This window comes from Variovorax atrisoli (genome assembly GCF_014195185.1).
GTDB lineage: Bacteria > Pseudomonadota > Gammaproteobacteria > Burkholderiales > Burkholderiaceae_C > Variovorax > Variovorax atrisoli.
Genome location: NZ_JACIBG010000003.1, coordinates 136,694 through 156,842 on the forward strand (window position 1 = coordinate 136,694; position 20,149 = coordinate 156,842).

A 20,149-nucleotide genomic window follows, 5' to 3' on the forward strand; every position below is an offset into this window, starting at 1 on the left:
TTTCCTCAGGAGAATGGCAGCTTCAATATAACCAACTGGAATAGCTGGCAGAAGAGCTTTCAGTTGTGCCGCCTCCGCCGCGCACCTAGAGTTGCCCGGACAACGGAGACATGACGACATGACCACCGGTTCGCCCAGCAACTCCTTCGGCGGCACGCGCCGCCGCCTCGCCGCTGCCCTGGCGGCCTGCGCCGCCCTTGCCTTCGGCGCCGCCGCGCCCGTGCAGGCCCTGGCCGCCGACGCACCCTACCCCACAAAGGCGGTGCGGCTGCTCGTCAACTTCCCGGCGGGTGGGCCCATCGACATCCTGGCCCGCGCGCTGGCCGACGCGATGCAGAAGGACCTGAAGCAGCCCTTCATCGTCGACAACCGCCCCGGCGCGGGCGGCAACATCGGCGCCGACCTGGTCGCCAAGAGCCCGGCCGACGGCTACACGGTGCTGCTGGGCATCGACAGCACCTTCACCATCAACCCGCACCTGTACGCCTCGATGCCCTTCGCGGCCAAGGACCTGAAGCCGCTGATGATCTTCAGCTCCTCGGGTCTCGCCTTCGGCGTGGCGCCCGGCGTGAAGGCGAAGACGCTGCCCGATTTCATTGCGCAGGCCAAGACCGAGCCCGCCACCTTCAGCTCGGCCGGCAACGGCAGCCCGGGCCACATCGCCGCCGAAATCTTCGCCAGCGACACCGGCGCGAAGATCACGCACGTGCCCTACAAGGGCAACGCGCCCGCCGTGCTGGCGCTGATGGGCGACGAGGTGCAGGCCGGCATCCTCGCCACGCCGGGCCTGCTGCCGCAGGTGCAGTCGGGCAAGCTGCGCGCCCTGGCCGTGACCGGCAAGCAGCGCTCGCCGCTGCTGCCCCAGGTGCCGACCGTGGGCGAACTGGGCCTGAAGGGCCTCGAGTTCGAGGTGCTCTATGTCTCGATGCTGCCGGCCGGCACGCCCGAGCCGGTTGCGCAGACCCTGCGCACCGCGCTGCAGAAGGCGATGGCGCTGCCCGAGATCAAGTCGCGCCTGGCGACGCTCGACATGGTGCCGCTCGGAGAAACCGGCGCCGCCGCCAGCGAGCACCTGGCCGCCAACCAGGCGCGCTACGGCCGCATCGTGAAGGCCACCGGCATGAAGGTCGACTGAAAACGGCGGCAGGCAAGGAAGACAGGCACAGGCAGAACAGCTGCGAAGGAAGGGTAATTCCGGTGAATGGTTGATTTGAACAATCGAGCGCGGCCTCTTCAGAATCGTCCGCAACTGCGGATCCCGCGGCCATACTCGATTGCCATCGATAGCCATCGCCTGAACGACGACACAAGGACCTGCCCAACATGCTGCCGACCCCATTCCGCCCCATCACCCGCCGCCTTGCCGGTCTGCTGGCCATCGCCGGCCTCGCAACGGCTTTCGCTACCGGCGCGACGGCCGCCGAGGTGAAGTTCGACACGCCCCTGCGCATCGTGGTGGGCTACGCCCCCGGCGGCGCCACCGACCGCGTGGCGCGCATCGTGGGCGACAAGCTCACCGCCCGCCTGGGCGTGCCCGTGGTGGTCGACAACAAGCCCGGCGCGGGCGGCCGCCTCGCCGCACAGCAGGTGAAGACCACCCCCGCCAGCCAGAACGTGCTGATGCTCGCCAACCCCGCCGTGATGATCGTGGCGCCGCTGGTCTTCAAGGACAACAACTACGACCCCGACCACGACTTCGTGCCCGTGTCGTACGTCAACGACTACAACTTCGCGCTCGCCGTGTCGCCCACCCTGCCCGTGCGCGAGCTGAACCACCTGCTGGCCTGGATGCGCGCCAACCCCAACCAGGCCAACGTGGGCGTGCCGGCCACCGGCAGCCTGCCGCACTTCTTCGGCCTCATGGTGGGAGAGAAGGCCAAGGTGCAGACCCAGGTGATCGGCTACCGCGGCTCGGCCCCGCTGCTGAACGACCTGATCGGCGGACAGATCCCGATCGCGGTGGACACCGAAGACGTCGTCGTGCCCCAGCACACCGCGGGCAAGGCGCGCATCCTCGCCATCTCGGGCACCAAGCGCTCGCCCTTCGTGCCCGACGTGCCCACCTTCAAGGAGGCCGGCCTCGACCTCGCCGCCACCGGCTGGAACACCTTCTTCGCGCCGGCCAGCATGCCCAAGGAAAAGGTCGAGCGCCTCGCCGTGGTGATCCGCGAAGTCATGCAGGACGCCGACACCCAGCGCAAGTTCAAGGACTCGGGCATGACGCCCGTGGTGAGCACCCAGGCGCAGACCGCCGCGATGCTCAAGGCCTACCGCGCGCAGTGGGCGCCGGTTGTGCAGAAGTCCGGTTACCAACCTTAAGCAAACCCCCAGTCTTCGCGCACTTCGTGTCGCTTCGCCAACCCCCTTGCAGGGGGCAACACCGGCGGCCTGGCAAAGCCGGTTCCGCGGTGTTCCCCGAACAGACCCCGAGCCTCGAAGGCGCGATCAACTTATGACCAGACCCAACATCATCTTCATCGTGGCCGACGACCTCGGCTATGCCGACCTCGGCTGCTACGGCGGCCGCGACGCGGTGTTCGGCCCCGTCTCGCCCGTGCTCGACGGCCTGGCCGCCAACGGCCTGAAGCTCACCCAGGGCTACTCCAACTCGCCCGTGTGCTCGCCCACGCGCTTCGGCATGATCACCGGCCGCTACCAGTACCGCCTGCGCGGCGCGGCCGAAGAGCCCATCAACAGCCGCAGCCGTGGCAGCACCACCCTGGGCCTGCCCACCGACCACCCCACCCTGCCCTCGCTGCTGAAGGCCAGCGGCTACCAGACCGCCCTCATCGGCAAGTGGCACCTGGGCTACCCGCCCACCTTCGGCCCGCTGCGCTCGGGGTATGACGAATTCTTCGGCCCCATGTCGGGCGGCGTCGACTACTTCACCCACTGCGACTCCACCGGCCGCCACGACCTGTGGTTCGGCGAGGAAGACAAGCAGGAAGACGGCTACCTCACCGACATCCTTTCGAAGCGCGCCGTCGACTACGTCGAGCGCATGGCGGAGCTTCAGAAGAAGAAAGAGAAGAACGAGGACGACACCCCCTTCTTCCTGAGCCTGCACTACACCGCCCCGCACTGGCCCTGGGAAACCCGCGACGACGCGGCCAAGGCCCCCAACATCAAGAACAACCTGTTCGACCTGGCCGGCGGCAACATCCACGTGTATCGCCGCATGATCCATCACATGGACGAAGGCATCGGCTGGATCATGGACGCGCTCAAGAAGCACGGCATGGCCGACAACACCCTGGTGGTGTTCACCAGCGACAACGGCGGCGAACGCTTCTCCGACAACTGGCCGCTGGTCGGCGGCAAGATGGACCTGACCGAAGGCGGCATCCGCGTGCCATGGATCGCCCACTGGCCCGCCGTGATCGCCAAGGGCGGCGAGAGCACCCAGCTGTGCATGACCATGGACTGGTCGGCCACCATGCTCGACGCAGCCGGCGTGGCCGCGCACCCCGACTACCCGCTGGACGGCGTCTCGCTCATGCCCGTGCTGAAGGACGCGAAGCAAACCTTCCGCCGCCCCCTGCACTGGCGCATGAACCATCGCGGACAAGAGGCGCTGCGCGACGGCGACTGGAAGTACCTGAAGGTCGACGGCAACGAGTACCTGTTCAACATCCCCGGCGACGAACGCGAGCGCGCGAACCTGGCGAAGAAGGAGCCGGAGCGGCTGGCTGCGATGCGGGCGGACTGGCAGGCTTGGAATGCGACGATGCCGGCGATTCCGGAGGATGCGACTGTGAGCCTGGGGTATTCGGTCAAGGATATGCCGCAGAGGTGATCGGCGACGGCGGCAGGGCTACCATTCTGCGCTTTGCTCAGAGACGCGGAGCGGCATCTCTGCGGCAAGGGAAGCTGGACCTGCATGCCGACACCATCAACCGAAGAACTGGAGGAGCGCCTTCGCGAACTTGCGAGACGCTCCCCGTGGTTCGCACCCGCCCTGCGCGCGGTGCGTGACCAAGGCCTGGCCTCGTGGTGCATCGGGGCCGGTGCGGTACGCAATCTGGTGTGGGACGCCTTGCACCGCTACTCGACACCCACACCCCTGGCCGACGTGGATGTCGCGTATTTCGACGCGACGGACCTCACTCCCGAGCGCGACACAGAGATTCAACATCGCTTGCGCTCTGCCCTGCCCGGCACGCCTTGGGAAGTCACCAACCAGGCAGCGGTGCATTGCTGGTTCGAGGGGTACTTCGGGCATGCCGTCGAGCCGCTGCGCTCGCTGCACGATGCGGTGGCCTCGTGGCCCGAATACGCCACCTGCGTCGGGCTGACTCTCAATGAAGACGATTCGATCACCGTCATCGCGCCGCACGGCCTCGGCGACCTGTTCGGCTGCGTCGTGCGCCGCAACCCCGCGCGTGTGAGCCTGGACACCTATCGGCAGCGCGTGCTGCAGAAGAACTACGCGTCCCGCTGGCCGAAGGTCAAAGTGGTGGAAGCCTGATCGCGCGGCAGCGCTGAGGGCGGGCGGCCCGCCAGCCGACGACTCTCGCGCGCCAGATGCGGCTGGTCGGCGTAACCGGCCTCGGCAGCCAACTGGGCCAGCGGCGTCGATGGCTCCGCGCGCGCCAACTGCAGGAAGCGCTGGTAGCGCAGCAAGCGCGCCAGGGTTTGCGGGCCGTAGCCGAAGTGCTTCACGAAACGGCGGCGCAGCGTGCGCTCGGGCTGCTGCAGGCGCTCGGAGAGCCAGCGCAGTGGCGAGTCTTCAGGGGCCATGCCGGACTGCAGCAAGCGGAAGGCCTCGGCCATTGCGCCATCGGGCGCGAGATTCGCAGCCGGCTGCGACAGCGCAGCTACCCTGTGCAAGAACTGGGAAGGCGAATCCGCGGCGAGGCATGCCGCCGCGCGCGCACCCCACAGATCGCGCAGAGCAACGCGGCGATCCGCGAGCGCACTCATGTCGATGCCCAGCCACGCGGCAGCTGCACCGGGGCGGAAACGCAGGCCCAGCACTTGCGCGCCGGGCCTCAGTGCTTCGGCATGCGCCTGCCGGTCGGGGCCGGCCACACGCACCACGCCATCGATCCACTGCAGATCGATCGAGCCATCGGGCACCACCAGCAGAGGCCTGCCCACCCCATCAGCGGGCAGCACATGCATCCACTGGCAGGCAAAGATGCCGCGCAAGGAAGGCGGCACCGGGACTTCGGCATAACGGCCGACCTCCTGCGCGAGCGGCGGCGTGGCCGTTTTGTTCAAGTCGGCGGACATGGCGTGGAGCAATCTCGGGGCTTCCATTGAACAACAACTGCGAAGCAGGAGCCACCCGCATGAAAGCCCGTATTTCCGTTCTCACCATCTGCGTAGACGACCTGGAGCGCGCGCTGCGCTTCTACCGCGACGGCCTGGGCCTGGCGACGCCGGGCATCATCGGCCAGGAATTCGAACACGGCGCGGTCGCCTTCTTCGACCTGCAGCCCGGCCTGAAGCTGGCGCTGTGGCCGCGCGACAGCCTGGCGCACGACAGCGGCATCGCGCGCCGCGGCAGCGCCTCGCCCGACTTCACCATCGGCCACAACGTGCACAGCGAAGCCGAAGTGCAGGCCACCATGGCGCAGGCCGAGGCCGCCGGCGCGACCATCGTGAAGCCCGCGCAGAAGACCTTCTGGGGCGGCTTCGCAGGCTACTTCCAGGACCTGGACGGGCATCTGTGGGAAGTGGTCTACAACGAGGCATTCCTGCCGGAAGACTGAAGCGGGTAGGACGCCAGCACCTCATGCCACACAGGCCGCGTCTTCAGCCACGAACGCACGAACAGGAACTCGCGCACCGGCCAGCGAATTGGCGGCATGGCCGGCGCGGTGGCCCCTGATGCCTTGCGGGCGATGGTGATGTGCGGCGCCCAGTCATCGTGGCGGCCCGACAGCCACGGCGCGAGCTGACGCACCACGGCTTGCTGCAACCGGTCGAGCGCAGCGTTCGGCTGCGGGCGCACCACGGCGATGCCGTTGTGCGGCCAGACGCCGGACCAGTCCAGCAGCAGATCGAAGCCCTCTTCCATGCGCAGCTCGCCCAATGCCTGCCGGATGCCTTCGACGGCGGCATCGCCCTGTGGCGAGATGTGGCACAGCGTCATGTGCAACCGGTTCGGTTTGGGCAAGCTGGGCTTGGGCTGCGTGCGCCAGACCCACTGCGCGCGGTGCTCGGCGATGGCGGTCTGTACTGCCTCTTCGGGCTTGAGCCAGGCGTAGAGCATGGGCATTTCCAGGCGCGCGCGGCGTGCGGCGTCGGCGGGGGTGAAGGGGGCGACGGGGGTGACGCACATGGTGTCATTGGACACCGGGCGCCACGGCCCTGTTTACTCATGCCGCATTTCTCATGAATCCCGTGCACCGTAGTCAGTTCATGCACGGCATCCGCGCCGCCGCTGTGGCGCCTTACCCCCTGCACTTGGTGTCCGCAAACTGAGTTAGAACAGCGTGCTTGTGATATCGCTGACCACATTCTTACCGGCTCGATGATCGCTGCTAGTCTTCGGCAGAGTAAACATGTACCGGGAATCGCCGCGGAAAATCGCCTTATAGTGTTTTCCATCTTCAGCGATGGTGAAGCCCAGGCTTGCAAGTGCCCCACGGACTTTTGCATCCATCGAACGATATGTCCTCAATGCCGCCTTTACATCTGCGGCCATTGAGGCTGCCTCGGTACCTTCTGGATTGGCTTCAAGCAAATCCTGTACAACGTGCTGTCTCCGACTTCCGTCTTTCAAGTTGCGCACCGCATCATGCAAAACGGCGACGACTAAGTCTCGAACTTCATTCGGCCAAAGGTCATGCTCTGTACCGAGTTTCAGCAGCCCGGCAGAACTTGAGCCTGCACTTGCGCTCATCCGGCGTAGGTCGGCATTAAGTCGCCTGATTTCTGCATCAGCGTCGCCAAGCCGTTGGTCCTTCGCTTTTATCTCCGCGTCGAAAGCAGTGATGTAGTCGTCTACCGATGCCGATCCGGTGCTGCGGAGACGATCAATCCGTCGACGGGAAATCTGTTCTTGAAGATGGGACCACGTACAACCACTTGAAAGCCGGCGATTTGCGAGTGCAACCCGAAGATCGTCGGAAATGGCTCTCTGCATTGCGCGAGCATCCTGCGAGAAGCGATCCAAGTAGTACGACTTGCGCGCGCTGCTATAAGGCCAATAAACCCCCAGAGCTCCCCCGTAGACATTTCTTCCATCGACCAGCTGCCGCAAGGCGGCTGAAAAAGCTCTTGAAGGTTCAACGACAACGTGGGCGAGGCCAGCGATAAATTTGGCTAAGACGGCTGGATCAACCGCAACTTGCCCCCTGAAGTCCACGCTCAAGTAGACAATCGGCAACCGATTTTTTGCCTCTCCCTTGATAAGCGCTGCCGCAATATGCATGTCGCCATCGCTAAGAAAAAGTGGCTTGTCTCCCACGGGAATCTCGCCATCTGAACCACCGCCCAATGCGGAGAGAGCCTGTTTGATGAAGTAAGGCTTCTTGGGCACAGGTAGACGCACGGCTGTGCCCAATGCTTCGCACGACACCTGCAGACTAAAGAGTGTTTCTGTCGCGTCCTTTCTTGCCACTATGGAGGTGACCCATTCAAGTTCTCCCTCCATCCGACGGTACTGAAGACCTGCTATTTCCTGACCATCAGCTGAAACTGAACCTAGAACGGCTGTCTCATGCCCTACACGAACCTCCCGAACATCATCGACGGGAAGAGACTCCAGATCTTCGTCAGGCAGTGACGAATGTGGACTACCTGCCAACCATTCGCAAGCGAGGTGCAATACGTCGGCAGTCGTGTTCTTGGGATCGAGCGGAAACTCTGTTGAGAATGTGATCATTGCTCGGTTAACTCGTTTGACATGGCCAACAAAGAAAATCTGTAGCGTTTTCGAGCGCTAGCTGCAATGACCACCTAGGTCGTAGCCTCGCGCCGGGCCTCCCAAGTTGCCAGAAGAAATACCGCCAAGGCACCAGCCAGATTGACAGCAAGTTCGGCGTGTCTCGCGGCCGGCTTGACACCAACTTTTCCTCTGCCGTGAGAATCGCTAAGACGATTTCGAAGTGCACCAAGGCCCTCTACTACCGAAGTGCAGCCACCCAATATCTGCTTAAAAACTTGCTCGGTATGCTGAGTTGGGGCGAGGCTGAGTTTCTCTGCGGTTTGCTTATAGAGCTTGCTGATATCTGGGCTGTCGTCGTGTTTGACTTCGGCCTCTTCGAGAATGTGCTTACAAACTGACTCCAGCAGCGTGCGGGCCATCGTGATCGCACCTTCTGGATCCGATGAACGACGATCTAGTGCTTTGGACCAAGCGGCCTGCACATTGGCAGAATCAAACCGCTCAATCGCGACTGTGACAATTTGGTCTGAAGGCGTAATAGAACCACGCTCTAGCAATTCCAACATTGGGCGAAACTCGTCCCACAGGTAAGTCCTTCGCTCTGCATAGGTTCCGTACTTGCTTTTGATGAATTGCCAAAACTGCCCCAAGCTGCGAGACGTCCGGAGGAATCGAGGAGCAACCGGCTCAAGCGCGGCTTGTGCGAGCACGACTTGGCGAAGCCGCGTGTATTCGGCCTCGTCTTCCTGCCCCCCAGTTGCATGAGACACCAGAAGGCCTTGCAGGGATTCGACCTGTTCGAAAAGCTCATTCACTTTTTCTGCAACCTATCGTAGGGGAAACCGCACAGGCGCGTAGGGTCTAGGTCGGCCAGGCGAGACGGCAGGGAACGGCTTTCCAAGGCATCTTCGGCTTCCCATACCCCTGGGGTACTCCCAGCGCTACGGTAGCGGGGGTGAAAGGTGATGGGCATCCCCACTTTGTGGGATGCCCAGCCGATGCCGAGGAAGAGGGCAGAGTCCGCCCTACACCCGCCTACTCACCTCCAACAACATCTCCGCCTCCCGAGCCAGATCCGCAGCAATCCAGAGCATGTGATCCCGATGCTTCTCCCCCGCCTCCTCAAACCACCCATTGCCGTCGCCATAACAGCACCACAGCAGCGAGTTCAGCTGCGAGAGTTTGATTTCGAGTAGTTCCCTTGCCTCGTCGGGCGTCGGGGTGGGCGCCGTGGGCTTGGTGGTGGTGCCGCGCGTGTTGTTGGTGGTGGTGCTGCTGTTGCTGCTGCCGCTGCGGCGGGAAGATTGGGGCGTAGAACGCCCGGCCATAATTCGCTTAGCCATTTGGTGTGCTCTCCTTCCAAGGTAATGCACGTCATGTGGTCAGACGGTCAGGGTGTTCACGCACCCTGGCCGTCGCCTTTTGTGCCTCACGTTCGCACCAGTGTCCCGAGGAGCACCGGCAACCCGCCGTGAGGCGGGCGGTTCATCAGGTCAGTGGGTCAACTGGTTGGGGAAGCTCCTTTCACGATCGGTGGTCGTCGCCCACAAGGAGGGGCGTCTTGCGACAGGGGCATTCACTTTAGAGAAGCGAAGCCGCGCAAGAGAAAAGATTTCGTCGAGAAATTCTCGAATCGGCGAGATATCTGCCGGGGCGCTGCAGCGGGACACAAAGCTCTGACAGTTGGAGGCTGAAGGCGGCCTCGTTCGCTGGTCAACACGGCCCTTGATCACTATCGTCGCGGGCATGAGCAAACTGGAATGGATTGAAGTGCCAGGCGCATCGCTTGCTGTCGAGCATCAGGCAGACGCCAGCGCCACCGGCATGCCTGTTCTCTTTCTGCACGCCAACGTTGCGGACCGGCGCATGTGGCACGATCAATGGAGCGCACTGGCGCCGGCGCACCCGGTAGCGAGCTACGACCGGCGGGGCTTCGGCGATTCGCGCACGCTGCACCCCACGCCTCATTCCAACGTGGCCGATCTCTGGGCGGTGATGGATTCGCTGGGCTACCGCAAGGCGGTGCTGGTCGGCTGCTCGCTGGGAGGCCGTGTTGCCATCGATGCGGCATTGGCGCGGCCCGACCGGGTGAGCGGGCTCGTCGTTGTTGCACCGGGCGTGAGCGGCGCGCCCGCCCCGCAGCATGGCGAGCCGGTGAAGGCGATCATGGACGCGATCAGCGCTGCCGAGGCGCTGGGCGATCTGGATGCGAAGAACGAGCTTCGCGCGCGCCTGTGGCTGGACGGCCCCTCGAGCCCGGAAGGGCGAGTGAGAGGCGACGCTCGCCAGCTCTTCCTGTCGATGAACGACAAGGCCCTGCATGCCGCCAACCCCGGTGCGGCAACCGAGGAGCCTTCAGCCTGGGAACGCGTGGAAGCGATCCAGGCACGCACGCTCGTGCTGTGGGGCGATCTCGACCTTCCGCTTCTGCAGGAGCGATGCAGCGTGCTGGCGCAGCGCATACCCGGGGCCGAGAGCTTCGTGCTTCAGGGCACTGCGCACCTGCCTGCGCTCGAGGCGCCGCAGCGGTTCAACTCGGTTCTGCAGCGGTATCTCGAAGGCTTGTGAGCAGCTGGCCTGCAGGCGCTATCGAGACAGGGCCAGAGACCATGCGCTGTTCCCCCCGGTTGCGACCGTCGGCACGGCCATGGGAGTCAGAGCCCCCGTATTCGCATCGATGGTGTAGGCAGAGATGTCTTTGGAATTGGTGTTCGTGACGTAGGCAAAGCGGCCCTTGGGGTCCAGGGCGATGGCGCCGGGCGAAACCCGTGCGGCCACCTTCGGAATGGTCATCGGCGTCAAGGTGCCGGTGCTGGAGTCGATGTTGTAGGCCGAGACAGTGCCTTCGATCGTATTCGCCACATAGGCAAAGCGGCCGGTGGAATCCACGGCGACAGCTCGGGGAAGCGTCCCGGTGGCGGACGTTGCCAACGGAGTCAGGACGCCGGAGCCTGCATCGATGGAATAGGCCGACACGGTGTTGTCGCCCGAGTTCGTCACGTACACGAACCGGCCCAGGGGATCCAGGGCAATTGCGCTGGGGGAGTTCCCTGTGGTCACCGTCGGCACTGGCAGCGGGCTCAAGGCGCCGGAGTTTTCATCGATGGAGAAGGCCGACAAGGTGTTGTTGCCTTGATTCGTCACGTAGGCAAAACGGCCCATGGAGTCCAGGGCAATGGCGCTGGGAATGAACCCCACTGCCACCTGCGGCACGGCCATCGGGGTCAGGTTGCCGGTGCCGGCATCGATGACGTAGCCCGACACCCTGTCGATACCCTGATTCACCACGTAGACAAAGCGGCCCGTGGGGTCCGCGACGATGGACAGGGGCGCAGAACCTGTGGCAACGGTTGCGACCGGAGACAGGAAGCCGGTGCCTGCGCCAATGGAATAGGCCCCCACGGTGTTGTCGCCTCGATTCGCCACGTAGGCAAAGCGGCCCGCGGGGTCCGCGACGATGCCGCTTGGGGTGCTGCCTGTGCCCGACATGGGCGCGGCCATCGATCCCAACACGCCGGTGCTGGTGTCGACGGTGTAGGGAAAGAGGTTGTTGGACCCTGCATTCGTCGCATAGGCGTAGCGCACCGGGGGCGCGGCACAGACCACGTCCACGTTGACGACGGCCGTATTCGCCACAGTGCCGGTGCCATTGCTGACGGTGCAGACTCTGGTCAGGATTCTGGACTGGCTCTTGACTGTGACCGCATAGCCCGCGCCGCTGGCCAGTTGGGTGGCGAAGCTGAAGCTGCCGTTGGCTGCGATGCTCAGGTCGTCGCCAGCGTTGTTCTGCAGCACCAGGCCCGTGCCCAGCAAGCCACTGACCGTGCCGCTAACCTTGTAGGTGGGCGCAGGGCCTGTGGGCGGGGGTACGGGTGGCGGTGCTTCAGGCGATGAGGAAGGAGCCGGAGCGGGTGCCGGGGCAGTCGTTGCCACCGGGAAGGCCGGAACAAAGCCACCGCCGTTTCCACCCCCACCGCAGGCGGCCACGCCGACGATCAACAAGCCGCCCAGCGCGGCACGGCTCACGCGGGCCGGCCGAGAACTCCACAAGGACTGCACGCTATCCACCGACATGGGCAAAAAGCACCGGCGCTGATTGAAAGAGCCACGAGACGGGAGAGGTGCGAACATGTATGTGATCTGCTTGGAACGCCGGAACTTGCACGAGGCGTTTCCAAGTGTGTCGAGCCTCCACCAATTGCGCCATACCCGAAAACTGGTAGACGGCCCTCGAATAGGAGCCGGCCTGCCTTGGTGAAATGCTTGGATGGGTCTATTTGTAGTGGAGCAGCGAATTCAAGGCCGCATCGCATTTGGCCCTGACTTCAAATATTGCCTGCGTCTGGGTTTTCGTTTTCTTCTTCTGCCTGACGAAAGAGATTGCGGCATGCATTGCAGCCTGGTATCGGGCCAGGAACTCCTCGGACTCGTTCTCGGGCGGCGATGCCATGTAGGCGCAGAACTCTCGATCTGAGATGAATCTGTCGAGCGGTGTTGGCGGTGTTGCAGTTGCCGACGACGCAACCGAAGTCCAGAAAAGTCCGCCGCACAGGATCACCGTTTTATTGATCATTCACCACCGCCTAGATGAAGCAGCCCAGCTGCAAGATTTCGCGAGGAATGCTATTTGACGTGTGTCGGCGAGGGCAAACAAATAGTCCTTATGGGGCGCATAACGACTCTTGATCGAGCCTCCATCGCGGCTCATTTCAGTGGTCTTTGGCTCACGTAAACTGATCTTTCATGGATCAGCAGCCTGCTGCCGGGGAAGAAAGACAAATGCAACGGGACGACCAATCAACCCCGGCACCACGCCCAGGTGCAGATGACGAGCTTGCGGATTGCAAAGGCATGCTCAGGGGCCGCTTGCTCGCGCCCGAGTTGCTGCGCGCTTTGGTCGCGGTGGTCGAGTGCAACGGCTACACGCCCGCGGCCCGCTACCTGCATCGCACTCAGGCCGCGATCAGCCAGCAGATCGCGCGTCTGGAAGACTGCATCGGCTTCGACCTGTTCGAGAAGCCCAAGCGTCAACTGCAGCTGACGGAACAAGGCAAGGTGCTGCTCGACTACGCGCGTCGCCTGCTGGCCCTGAACAGCGAGGCCATGGAAAAGCTGCGGCCCGGAGTCGTCAGCGGCAAAGTCCGGATGGGCGCGACGAACTTCTACGCCACCAGGGTGCTTCCTTCGCTGCTGGCCGAGTTCTCCGAGATCTATCCGGCCATTCACATCGACCTGCAAGTCGGCGTGGCAGACGAGATGCAGCGAAAGCTCGGGCCTGCGTTCGATCTCACGATCAACGCCTTCCGCGGAGGCGAAGGAAACGGCGTGCTGCTGCGCAAGGACCCGGTGGTCTGGGCGGTTTCGAGGAAGGCGGCGCCACACCTCAAGCACCCCGTCCCGCTGGCGTTGCTTCCGCAGGGCTCGCTTCTCAGGCGATGGGCGGAAGAGACGCTGACGGCCGCCGGCAAGCGCTGGGTGGTCTTGCAGGAGAGTTCGAGCGTGGAAGTGCTGAGGGCTTCCGTGCTGGCCGGCCTGGCAGTCGGCGTTTTTCAGGAAGCGACGATCAGCGAGGCGGCCGAACTACGCAGCCTGGGACCGGACGATGGCTTTCCCGCACTGCCCTCTTCCGAAATGTGGCTGGAGCGAGCGGATCGTGAATTGCCACGAGCGGCTAAGTGCCTTTACGAGTTCTTGCTGGAGCAGTTGCCTCGATGGGAGTAGCCGGGCTTCTCCCCCACCTCCTCGGACCAACCGTTGCTGTCGCCATGACAGCACCACAGCAGCGAGTTCAGCTGTGCCCGTAAGGCCTGCACGTCGGACTCGAATGACGCTCGCTTTTTGACACGGGGCTAGGTGGCACTGCACGACCTCTCGAAGGCCTCGCGTGTTTGAACCATATAAACAGCGGGACCGTCAGGCGTGGTGACTACCTTTTGCTGAACAAACCCCGCCTTCTCGTAGCAACGGATGGCCCTGTGGTTGTGGGGCGCGGGGTCGGTTTGAATCTTTGTCACTGTCGGGTCCGAGAAGAGCATGCTCGTAAGGGCACGGACGAGCATTGTTCCCAGCCCCTTGCTCAATTGCGCCGGGTCAGCCAGAGACTGATCAATCCCGCGAACTCCAGGATCAGTTTCGTCGGCCCACCATCCATCACCACTTCGAAGGGCGACATACGACTGGGCGTAGCCAATGGGTTCGTCTCCCAGCATCGCGATGTAGGCAGTGACGGACGCTTCAGATAAAACTCTTGGCATGTAGTGCCGAAGTACCTCGTCGAGAGTCGGGCGTTCGTCCTCTCCACCCCACCACTCGACAATATGAGGCCGATTCAGCCATTCGTGCAGCATCGGCAGGTCACGCTCGGTCATCAAGCGCAGAGTGACTTTGGAGTCGCTGGCGTGCATGGAATCCTGGTTCGTCAGTTGAAGGCTCCGTTAGGAAGGTGAGGCCTAGTCCGAATCCTTGGCTGCACTGCGCCAGGGCGCGAAGAATGCCGCGCGGTCCTGGCACGATCATGCGCGCAAACCCACTGCTCGCACAGCGCGCATCGACGGGCTTCCCTATCGGAAATTTGCACAACGGAATGCGAATTCCGAGCAGGGCCGATGACCGCGGGTACGTGAGTAGCGCGACGCATTGCCGCGCACCGTTGAATCAGGAAGGATCGAACCCCGGCGCCGACGTGATCTCGGTCGGCTTGTAGATCTTGTGCTGCGCCACCCCGCTGCCCGCATCGGTCACCACCAGCAGGCGCCACAGCGGCTCGCGCTTGGAGCAGTCGCTTTCTTCCTTGCTGAGCTTGAAGCTGGGCACGCCGGGCGCTGTGCCCTTGACGGTCACGCGCAGCAGGGTCTGGCCCTTGGCGTTCGACACCTCGAGGTCGAAGCCCTTGCCGGTCATGTTCTCGGCCTTGTAGCCGTAGCCGGTGAAGTGCTTCACCACGTATTCGAGGGCGGCGGCCTGCACGGCCTGGGGCGTGGCTTTTTCGTCGTCGGCGGCCTTGGCGGCGGCGGAGAGTTTCTGCGGCACGTTGCCGCGTTCGCGGGCGGTCTGCACTTCGGCTTCGCTGGGCGACCAGCCGCGCGGGCCGCGCACGAGCACGGCCAACTTGTGGTCGGGCTCCCAGCTGGCGACGTGCCATTCGTCGTCGTCGCGCACGCGGGTCGACACCTTGGCGTCCTTGTTGCTCTCGACTTCGAGGATCGCGATGCGGTTGGTCTGCAGCAAGGCGCGGAAGCCGTTGCCGGCGTCGTGGCTGCGCTTGAGCAGCGCGAGCCTGTCCTTGGCGCGCTGAACCTGCTGGGCGCTGCGCTCGCCGCCGCCGGCGCGGTGGTGGACGTCGAGCGATTCGAGGTAGAACCAGCGGCCGTTGGCGGCCACGTTGACCCATTCGGCCCAGATGGTGGCGATGACGTTGTCGCCGGTGGCGAGCCATGCGTGCTCGAATGGCTTGTCGCGCGCGTCGAACACACCCATCTTGGCGACGATCTCGACCGGCGTGAGCCGCGGTCCCGAGAGCCGCATCTCGTCGATCACAGTGAGTACGCGGGGGTCGACTTCCTTGTCCATTCAGTGGAATTCTGCTGAGTTTGAGGGGGTGGGGAGTATGCCGCATCGCCCGGCGCAGACGCCCGGGCTCGGGCAATCGTATGGCACGATCGAAGGATGAACGAGCCCTCCCGCCGCATACCGTATCGCACCTGGCCGGGGGCGCTGGCGGTGCTGCTCGCGATTGCCGCCTACGTGGGCGGCCTCACCCTCTGGGACCGCCACACCCCGGGCAACCGGCCGCTGCCGCCGGGCGAGACGGTGGAGGCGGGCCAGGCCCGGTTCGTGCCGGCCGAGGGATGGGAGATGGACGTCTCTCGCTCCAGGGCGGGCCAGTCGCTGATGCTCTTCAAGGGCGGCCACAAGTTCCTGGTGAGCACCTTCCCATGGGCGGGCGGCCCCGACGGCCCGCTGGTGCGCCAGCAGCGGCTGATGGAGCGCGGCCAGCGCCTGCAGGTCGACGGCGACGTGTCGGACTTCATCACCTCCTGGGGCCTGCAGGGCAAGACCTTCGCCTACTACGGCTCGAAGCTGGCGGGCCGCTTCTGGCAGGTGGTGGACGTGCGGCGCAAGTCGCTGGTGCAGATCGACTTCTGGGGCTCCGACGACGGCATGGACGAGGCGCTGCAGGAGGCGCGCTCGATGCTCGACTCGATGGACCTGGAGGCGCCGCAATGAACATGCCGGTGTTCGACCAGGGTGGCCAGGAGGCCCCGAGCGGGCAGCAGGTGACCGAAGTGGCCGGCTGGCCCGTGGGCACCGATTCCTTCTTCCAGCCGCGGCGCGCAGCCTTCTGGGTGCTGGCAGCGCTGATATTGAACGGGCTGTTCTACACGGGCTACATGTTCTGGCTGGGCGTGCGGGTGGTGCCGGTCACGGCCTTCCTGGGACTGACGGTGTGGGGCATCTACACGATGCTTTTCGTGCAGGCGTTCCGCACGCTCGACCTGCTGGAGCAGCACCCGACGGAGGCCTACGTGCTGGCCTTCGCATGGGGCGGCATGGGCGCGGTGTACTTCGCGGCGCCGGCCAACGTGGCCATCCAGAGCCTGTGCGCCAAGCTGGTGTCGCCGGAGTTCGTCGCGACCTGGGGGGCGGCGGTGGCGGGGCCGGTGACGGAAGAGTTCCTGAAGCTCGCGGGCGTGATCCTGATGGTGCTGGTGGCGCGCAACCAGTTCCAGACGTACCTGTCGGTGCTGATCGTCGGCGCGATGGTGGGGCTGGGCTTCCAGGTGGTCGAGAACCTGAGCTACACAGTGAAGTCGGCGGTGCACTTTCCGCTGGAGAACCAGGTCTACCCGGTGCTGCTGAACCTGTTCACGCGCGGGCTGCTCGCCGGGCTGTGGAGCCATGCGGCGTACACGACGATCGCGTCTTTCGGCATCGCCTGGTTCCTGCTGCAACCGCGGCGGCCGATGGCGGCGCGCATCGCGGTGGCGGTGCTGTGCTTCCTGCTCGCGTGGGGCATGCACTTCATCTGGAACTCGCCCTTGCTCGAAGACCTGTTCGACGGCGGCTACGCGGAGATGGCGGTGATGCTCGTCATCAAGGGCCTGCCCGCGGTCATCGTGGCCGCCCTCTTCTGGCACGTGGCGGCGCGCGAGAACGGCACCTACCTGCACGCGCTGGCAGCCTGGTTCGTACCCGAGCGCGACCTGATCCAGGACGACGAATGGGTGCGGCTGGGCGCGCCGATGCAGCGCTACAAGGTGCGCCGCGAAATGGGCTGGACCTACGGCTGGCGCGCGAGGCGCCTGAAGACGCATCTGCAGCGCGAGCAGCTGCGGCTGATCCGCAAGGCCGCCACCTACGGGCGAGGGCCGCAGACGCTGAAGCACGAAACGGCCGTGAGGCGCCTGCGCGCCAAGCTCGACCCGATCATCGCGGCCCGAACGGCGGCAGGCACCACGGCGGGAACCTGAGGCGTTGGTTTCTCGCGATGCCGGGGCAACCCTGCTCCGAATTGTGAAAAAAGATTGCTAAAGTCGTACGCGTCATGCGACGACAACAACAAGAAATGCTTGGACTGCGCCTGCTGGCGCTGCTGGTGCTCGTGTTGCTGGGCACCGGCTGGAGCTTCCGCGCACATGCCGTCACGCTCATCGAACAGGCGCAGCTCACGCTGACCCTGCATGGCCCTCATTCCCCCGCCCAGCCGCCGGAGCCGCACGCAGTGCAGCTGCCCTACAACTGGGACCAGCGGCAAGGCGCGGTCGACGGCGAGGCTGCGTTCTCGTTCGATGTTCCCGTCACCGACGCGAGCGTGCCGCAGGCGCTCTTCGTGCCGCGCATCGGCAACAGCTTCAGGGTGCTGGTCGACGGCCACGAGCTGGCCCGCTTCGGCACCTTTCCGCCGGGGCCTTACGACGATGCCTCCTTCACCCCGCAATACTTCGCGCTGCCGGCCTCCTCGGCTGCGGTGCGGCGCGTGGAGATCGTCGTCGCCGCGCAGGCCGCACGCCAGGGCGGGCTCTCGCCGGTAGTGGCGGGCACGGAGGCCGAGCTCCAGCCGATGTATGAGAACGCGCTGTTCTGGCAGATCAGCGGCGGGCGCTTCATCGCCATCGTGAGCGGCGTGCTCGGGGCGCTGTCGCTGCTGGTGTGGCTGCGGCAGCGCGAATCGCTGTACCTCTACTACGGGCTGGGCGAGCTCTTCTGGTCGGTGCAGACGGCGCGGGTGCTCTTCACGCATGCGCCGCTGCCCTGGCCTTGGTGGGGCGTGGTACCGCTGGCGGCGTTCCAGGCGGCAGTGCCGCTGCTTTGCCGCTTCGCGCTGTCGGTGGTGGGCAAGGGTGACACGCGGCTCGCGCGCTTCCTGGGCCTGCTGGCGCTCTTCGCGCCGGTGACGGCCACGCTGGGCATCACGGTGCCGTTGCTGTGGCTGATGCCGGCGTGGAACCTGCTGTGCTTCACGGCGGGCCTGGGCATGGTGGTGATGGTCGTGCGCGTGGCGGTGCGCAGTTCGGTGCTGGAGCACCGCGTGCTGGGCGTTGCGGTGGTGCTGGTGGTGCTCAGCGCCGCGCGTGACAACTGGGTGATGCGCACATCGCCCGACGCCTACGCGGTGGTGCCGTGGATCCGCTTCGCATGGGTGGGCTTCGCGATCTCGCTGGCCTGGGTGATCGCCGAGCGCATGCGCAAGGACGTGCGCGCCGTGGCGCAGATGAACGCATCGCTCGAAGCCGAACTGGCCGAGCGCAACGCGGCACTCGAGGCCGTCTTCGCCCGCGAACGCGAAGGCGAAAAGGCGCGCGGCGCGCTCGAGGAGCGCCAGCGCCTCACGCAGGATCTGCACGACGGCCTCGGCGGCCAGCTCGTCGGCCTGCTGCAGATGGCGCAGCAGCCCGGCACCGCCATGAACGACGTGGCGCTGCACCTGCGCGACGCGGTCGACCAGCTCAAGCTCACGGTGGACGCCATGCACGGCTGCGAAGGCGACGTGGCCTCCGCACTCGGCAGCGTGCGCTACCGCCTCGGCCCCCGCCTGCAGGCCGCCGGCATCGACCTGCGCTGGGACGTGGGCTCCCTGCCCACCATGACGAGCTGGACCGCGCGCGAATCGCACCAGCTGCAAATGCTGCTGTTCGAGGCCTTCGGCAACCTGGTGGCCCATGCGCACGCGACGCAGGCCAGCCTGAGCGCGCGGCTGGTGGAAGGCGCTGCCGAAGACCGCGCGATCGACATCGAGCTGAGCGACAACGGGCGGGGCTTCGATGCGCAGGCCGCGTTCGCAGGCAAGGGCCTGGCGAACATGCGTACCCGGGCCGTGGCGCTGGGAGGAACGTTCACCGTGCGCTCGCAGCCGGGCGAAACCAGCCTGCTGCTGCACCTGCCGGTGCCGGCGGCACCGATGGCACGCAACGAGCCAGCCGCCCCCGGACTGGGTCAGCCCGCGAACGCCACGCTGCGATAGGGGCTGCGCGCGTCGCTCAGCAGCAGGCGGTTGGTGCGCAGCAGGTTCTCTTCGCGCGCGTCCGAGTACTTCCAGATCAATCCGCCCGCGATGTACGCCGCACTCACCTGCGACCAGTTGCCGTACGCCTCGCGCACCTGCCTGGCAAGGCCGCCGGCAAAGCCCGCGAACTCCGCGCGCTCGATGTAGCCGAGCTGCACCGCCCAGCGCGAGAGGCTCGCCAGGCGCACGGCGTCCCAGGCGACAAGGCTGGGCACCTCGGCCTGCGAGACATGGAAGTGCTTGCGCAGTGCCTCGACCCAGCTCGGGCTGCCCGTCATCAGCGCGGCCAGTTCCTGCGTCGACTTGCCGCTGCGCTGGCCCAGCTCGCGGTAGTCCAGGCTCTTGCGCGCCTTGATCTGGAAGAACGCGGGGAAGAAGGCGTCCATGACCATGCGCAGCAGCATCGGCGTCTCCTGCGTGGCCTTGTCGATCGCGCCGACAGCCTCCCACAGCGGCGCGTACGTCGAGCGCTGCCCTTCATCGACCAGCCAGCGCGCGGTCTGCTCGAAGCTCGCCCGGTCGTGCACGCTCCAGACATCGGCGATGCCCTCGCGCAGCACGTCGTCGTCTTTGCCGGTGAGCACCGCATCCACATAGTCGCCGTTGAAGGCCGACAGCGGTGCGCTGAGCGTGACCAGCCACCGCTCTTCACTGGTGAGCCCTTCGGCACCTGCAGCGTTGGCGGTGCCGAAGTGAAGCTCCTGGTTGTCCATCAGCGCATGGCCGAGCGCATCCATCATCCCCATTGGAATCCCTCCTGATTGAAGCGGGCGCGCATCTTGACGCCGGGTCGGCGCGAGTCGCAC

The 20,149-nt window shown here is 65.1% G+C and carries 20 protein-coding genes; 10 read left to right on the top strand and 10 right to left on the bottom strand.

The features are described from left to right. Positions 1-118: 118 nt before the first annotated feature. The 4 genes from FHY06_RS11765 to FHY06_RS11780 all read left to right on the top strand — a co-directional run bounded on the left by FHY06_RS11765 (position 119) and on the right by FHY06_RS11780 (position 4,468). Positions 119-1,135 (top strand): Bug family tripartite tricarboxylate transporter substrate binding protein, encoded by a 1,017-nt coding sequence (locus FHY06_RS11765; RefSeq protein WP_126184532.1) that lies wholly within the window; start codon positions 119-121, stop codon positions 1,133-1,135. A gap of 188 nt (positions 1,136-1,323) precedes the next feature. After that, on the top strand, positions 1,324-2,319 hold the full coding sequence (locus tag FHY06_RS11770; RefSeq protein WP_019653457.1) for a Bug family tripartite tricarboxylate transporter substrate binding protein: 996 nt from the start codon (positions 1,324-1,326) through the stop codon (positions 2,317-2,319). Between the two features lie 133 nt (positions 2,320-2,452). After that, positions 2,453-3,796, top strand: coding sequence for a sulfatase family protein (locus FHY06_RS11775; RefSeq protein ID WP_019653458.1), 1,344 nt, complete (start codon positions 2,453-2,455; stop codon positions 3,794-3,796). Between the two features lie 84 nt (positions 3,797-3,880). After that, the gene (locus tag FHY06_RS11780) at positions 3,881-4,468 is read left to right on the top strand and encodes a nucleotidyltransferase family protein (protein WP_184605196.1); all 588 of its coding nucleotides are present in this window, start codon (positions 3,881-3,883) and stop codon (positions 4,466-4,468) included. Here the strand turns inward: FHY06_RS11780 and FHY06_RS11785 are convergent. After that, entirely contained in the window at positions 4,426-5,235 is an 810-nt protein-coding gene (locus FHY06_RS11785; RefSeq protein WP_184605199.1) for a helix-turn-helix domain-containing protein, read from the bottom strand. The two genes, FHY06_RS11780 and FHY06_RS11785, sit on opposite strands and share 43 nt — an antisense overlap. A gap of 59 nt (positions 5,236-5,294) precedes the next feature. Here FHY06_RS11785 and FHY06_RS11790 point away from each other — a divergent pair, with 59 nt between their 5' ends. Further along, positions 5,295-5,717 carry a VOC family protein gene (locus FHY06_RS11790; RefSeq protein ID WP_184605202.1) on the top strand — a complete coding sequence of 141 codons (423 nt, stop codon included), beginning with the start codon at positions 5,295-5,297 and terminating at the stop codon, positions 5,715-5,717. On the opposite strand, the gene FHY06_RS11795 is transcribed toward FHY06_RS11790, so the two are convergent. From FHY06_RS11795 to FHY06_RS11810, 4 genes are all read right to left on the bottom strand, one after another. Next, complete coding sequence (locus FHY06_RS11795; RefSeq protein ID WP_184605204.1) at positions 5,687-6,220, bottom strand: 2'-5' RNA ligase family protein; 534 nt, start codon at positions 6,218-6,220, stop codon at positions 5,687-5,689. The genes FHY06_RS11790 and FHY06_RS11795 overlap by 31 nt on opposite strands. 213 nt (positions 6,221-6,433) lie before the next feature. Beyond that, a complete protein-coding gene (locus FHY06_RS11800; RefSeq protein WP_184605206.1) occupies positions 6,434-7,837 on the bottom strand; it encodes a hypothetical protein in 1,404 nt (467 codons plus the stop codon). Between the two features lie 74 nt (positions 7,838-7,911). Then, positions 7,912-8,655 (bottom strand): abortive infection family protein, encoded by a 744-nt coding sequence (locus FHY06_RS35040; protein ID WP_184605208.1) that lies wholly within the window; start codon positions 8,653-8,655, stop codon positions 7,912-7,914. Between the two features lie 210 nt (positions 8,656-8,865). After that, complete coding sequence (locus FHY06_RS11810; protein ID WP_184605210.1) at positions 8,866-9,183, bottom strand: hypothetical protein; 318 nt, start codon at positions 9,181-9,183, stop codon at positions 8,866-8,868. 403 nt (positions 9,184-9,586) lie between these two features. Between FHY06_RS11810 and FHY06_RS11815 the strand changes: the two genes are divergently transcribed. Beyond that, entirely contained in the window at positions 9,587-10,408 is an 822-nt protein-coding gene (locus FHY06_RS11815) for an alpha/beta fold hydrolase (protein WP_221404235.1), read from the top strand. 18 nt (positions 10,409-10,426) lie between these two features. Here FHY06_RS11815 and FHY06_RS11820 read toward each other — a convergent pair whose 3' ends face one another. After that, entirely contained in the window at positions 10,427-11,653 is a 1,227-nt protein-coding gene (locus FHY06_RS11820; RefSeq protein WP_184605212.1) for a lactonase family protein, read from the bottom strand. A 460-nt stretch (positions 11,654-12,113) separates the two neighbouring features. Further along, the gene (locus FHY06_RS11825) at positions 12,114-12,413 is read right to left on the bottom strand and encodes a hypothetical protein (RefSeq protein WP_184605215.1); all 300 of its coding nucleotides are present in this window, start codon (positions 12,411-12,413) and stop codon (positions 12,114-12,116) included. Positions 12,414-12,619: 206 nt separating this feature from the next. Here FHY06_RS11825 and FHY06_RS11830 point away from each other — a divergent pair, with 206 nt between their 5' ends. Further along, the gene (locus FHY06_RS11830; protein ID WP_260310313.1) at positions 12,620-13,561 is read left to right on the top strand and encodes a LysR substrate-binding domain-containing protein; all 942 of its coding nucleotides are present in this window, start codon (positions 12,620-12,622) and stop codon (positions 13,559-13,561) included. Between the two features lie 128 nt (positions 13,562-13,689). Here the strand turns inward: FHY06_RS11830 and FHY06_RS11835 are convergent, their stop codons facing one another. Further along, positions 13,690-14,244, bottom strand: a complete 555-nt coding sequence (locus FHY06_RS11835; protein WP_184605218.1) for an AacA4 family aminoglycoside N(6')-acetyltransferase — start codon at positions 14,242-14,244, stop codon at positions 13,690-13,692. A gap of 250 nt (positions 14,245-14,494) precedes the next feature. Then, positions 14,495-15,409 (bottom strand): protein NO VEIN domain-containing protein, encoded by a 915-nt coding sequence (locus tag FHY06_RS11840; RefSeq protein ID WP_126185954.1) that lies wholly within the window; start codon positions 15,407-15,409, stop codon positions 14,495-14,497. 96 nt (positions 15,410-15,505) lie between these two features. Here FHY06_RS11840 and FHY06_RS11845 point away from each other — a divergent pair, with 96 nt between their 5' ends. From FHY06_RS11845 to FHY06_RS11855, 3 genes are all read left to right on the top strand, one after another. Continuing rightward, positions 15,506-16,066 (top strand): hypothetical protein, encoded by a 561-nt coding sequence (locus FHY06_RS11845; protein WP_019655051.1) that lies wholly within the window; start codon positions 15,506-15,508, stop codon positions 16,064-16,066. Then, positions 16,063-17,310, top strand: a complete 1,248-nt coding sequence (locus FHY06_RS11850) for a PrsW family intramembrane metalloprotease (RefSeq protein ID WP_019655050.1) — start codon at positions 16,063-16,065, stop codon at positions 17,308-17,310. Before FHY06_RS11845 ends, FHY06_RS11850 begins: the two co-directional genes overlap by 4 nt. A 95-nt stretch (positions 17,311-17,405) precedes the next feature. Further along, complete coding sequence (locus FHY06_RS11855; RefSeq protein WP_184605220.1) at positions 17,406-19,301, top strand: sensor histidine kinase; 1,896 nt, start codon at positions 17,406-17,408, stop codon at positions 19,299-19,301. Here the strand turns inward: FHY06_RS11855 and FHY06_RS11860 are convergent. Next, entirely contained in the window at positions 19,274-20,089 is an 816-nt protein-coding gene (locus FHY06_RS11860; protein WP_126185958.1) for a DUF1266 domain-containing protein, read from the bottom strand. The genes FHY06_RS11855 and FHY06_RS11860 overlap by 28 nt on opposite strands. Positions 20,090-20,149 lie beyond the last annotated feature (60 nt).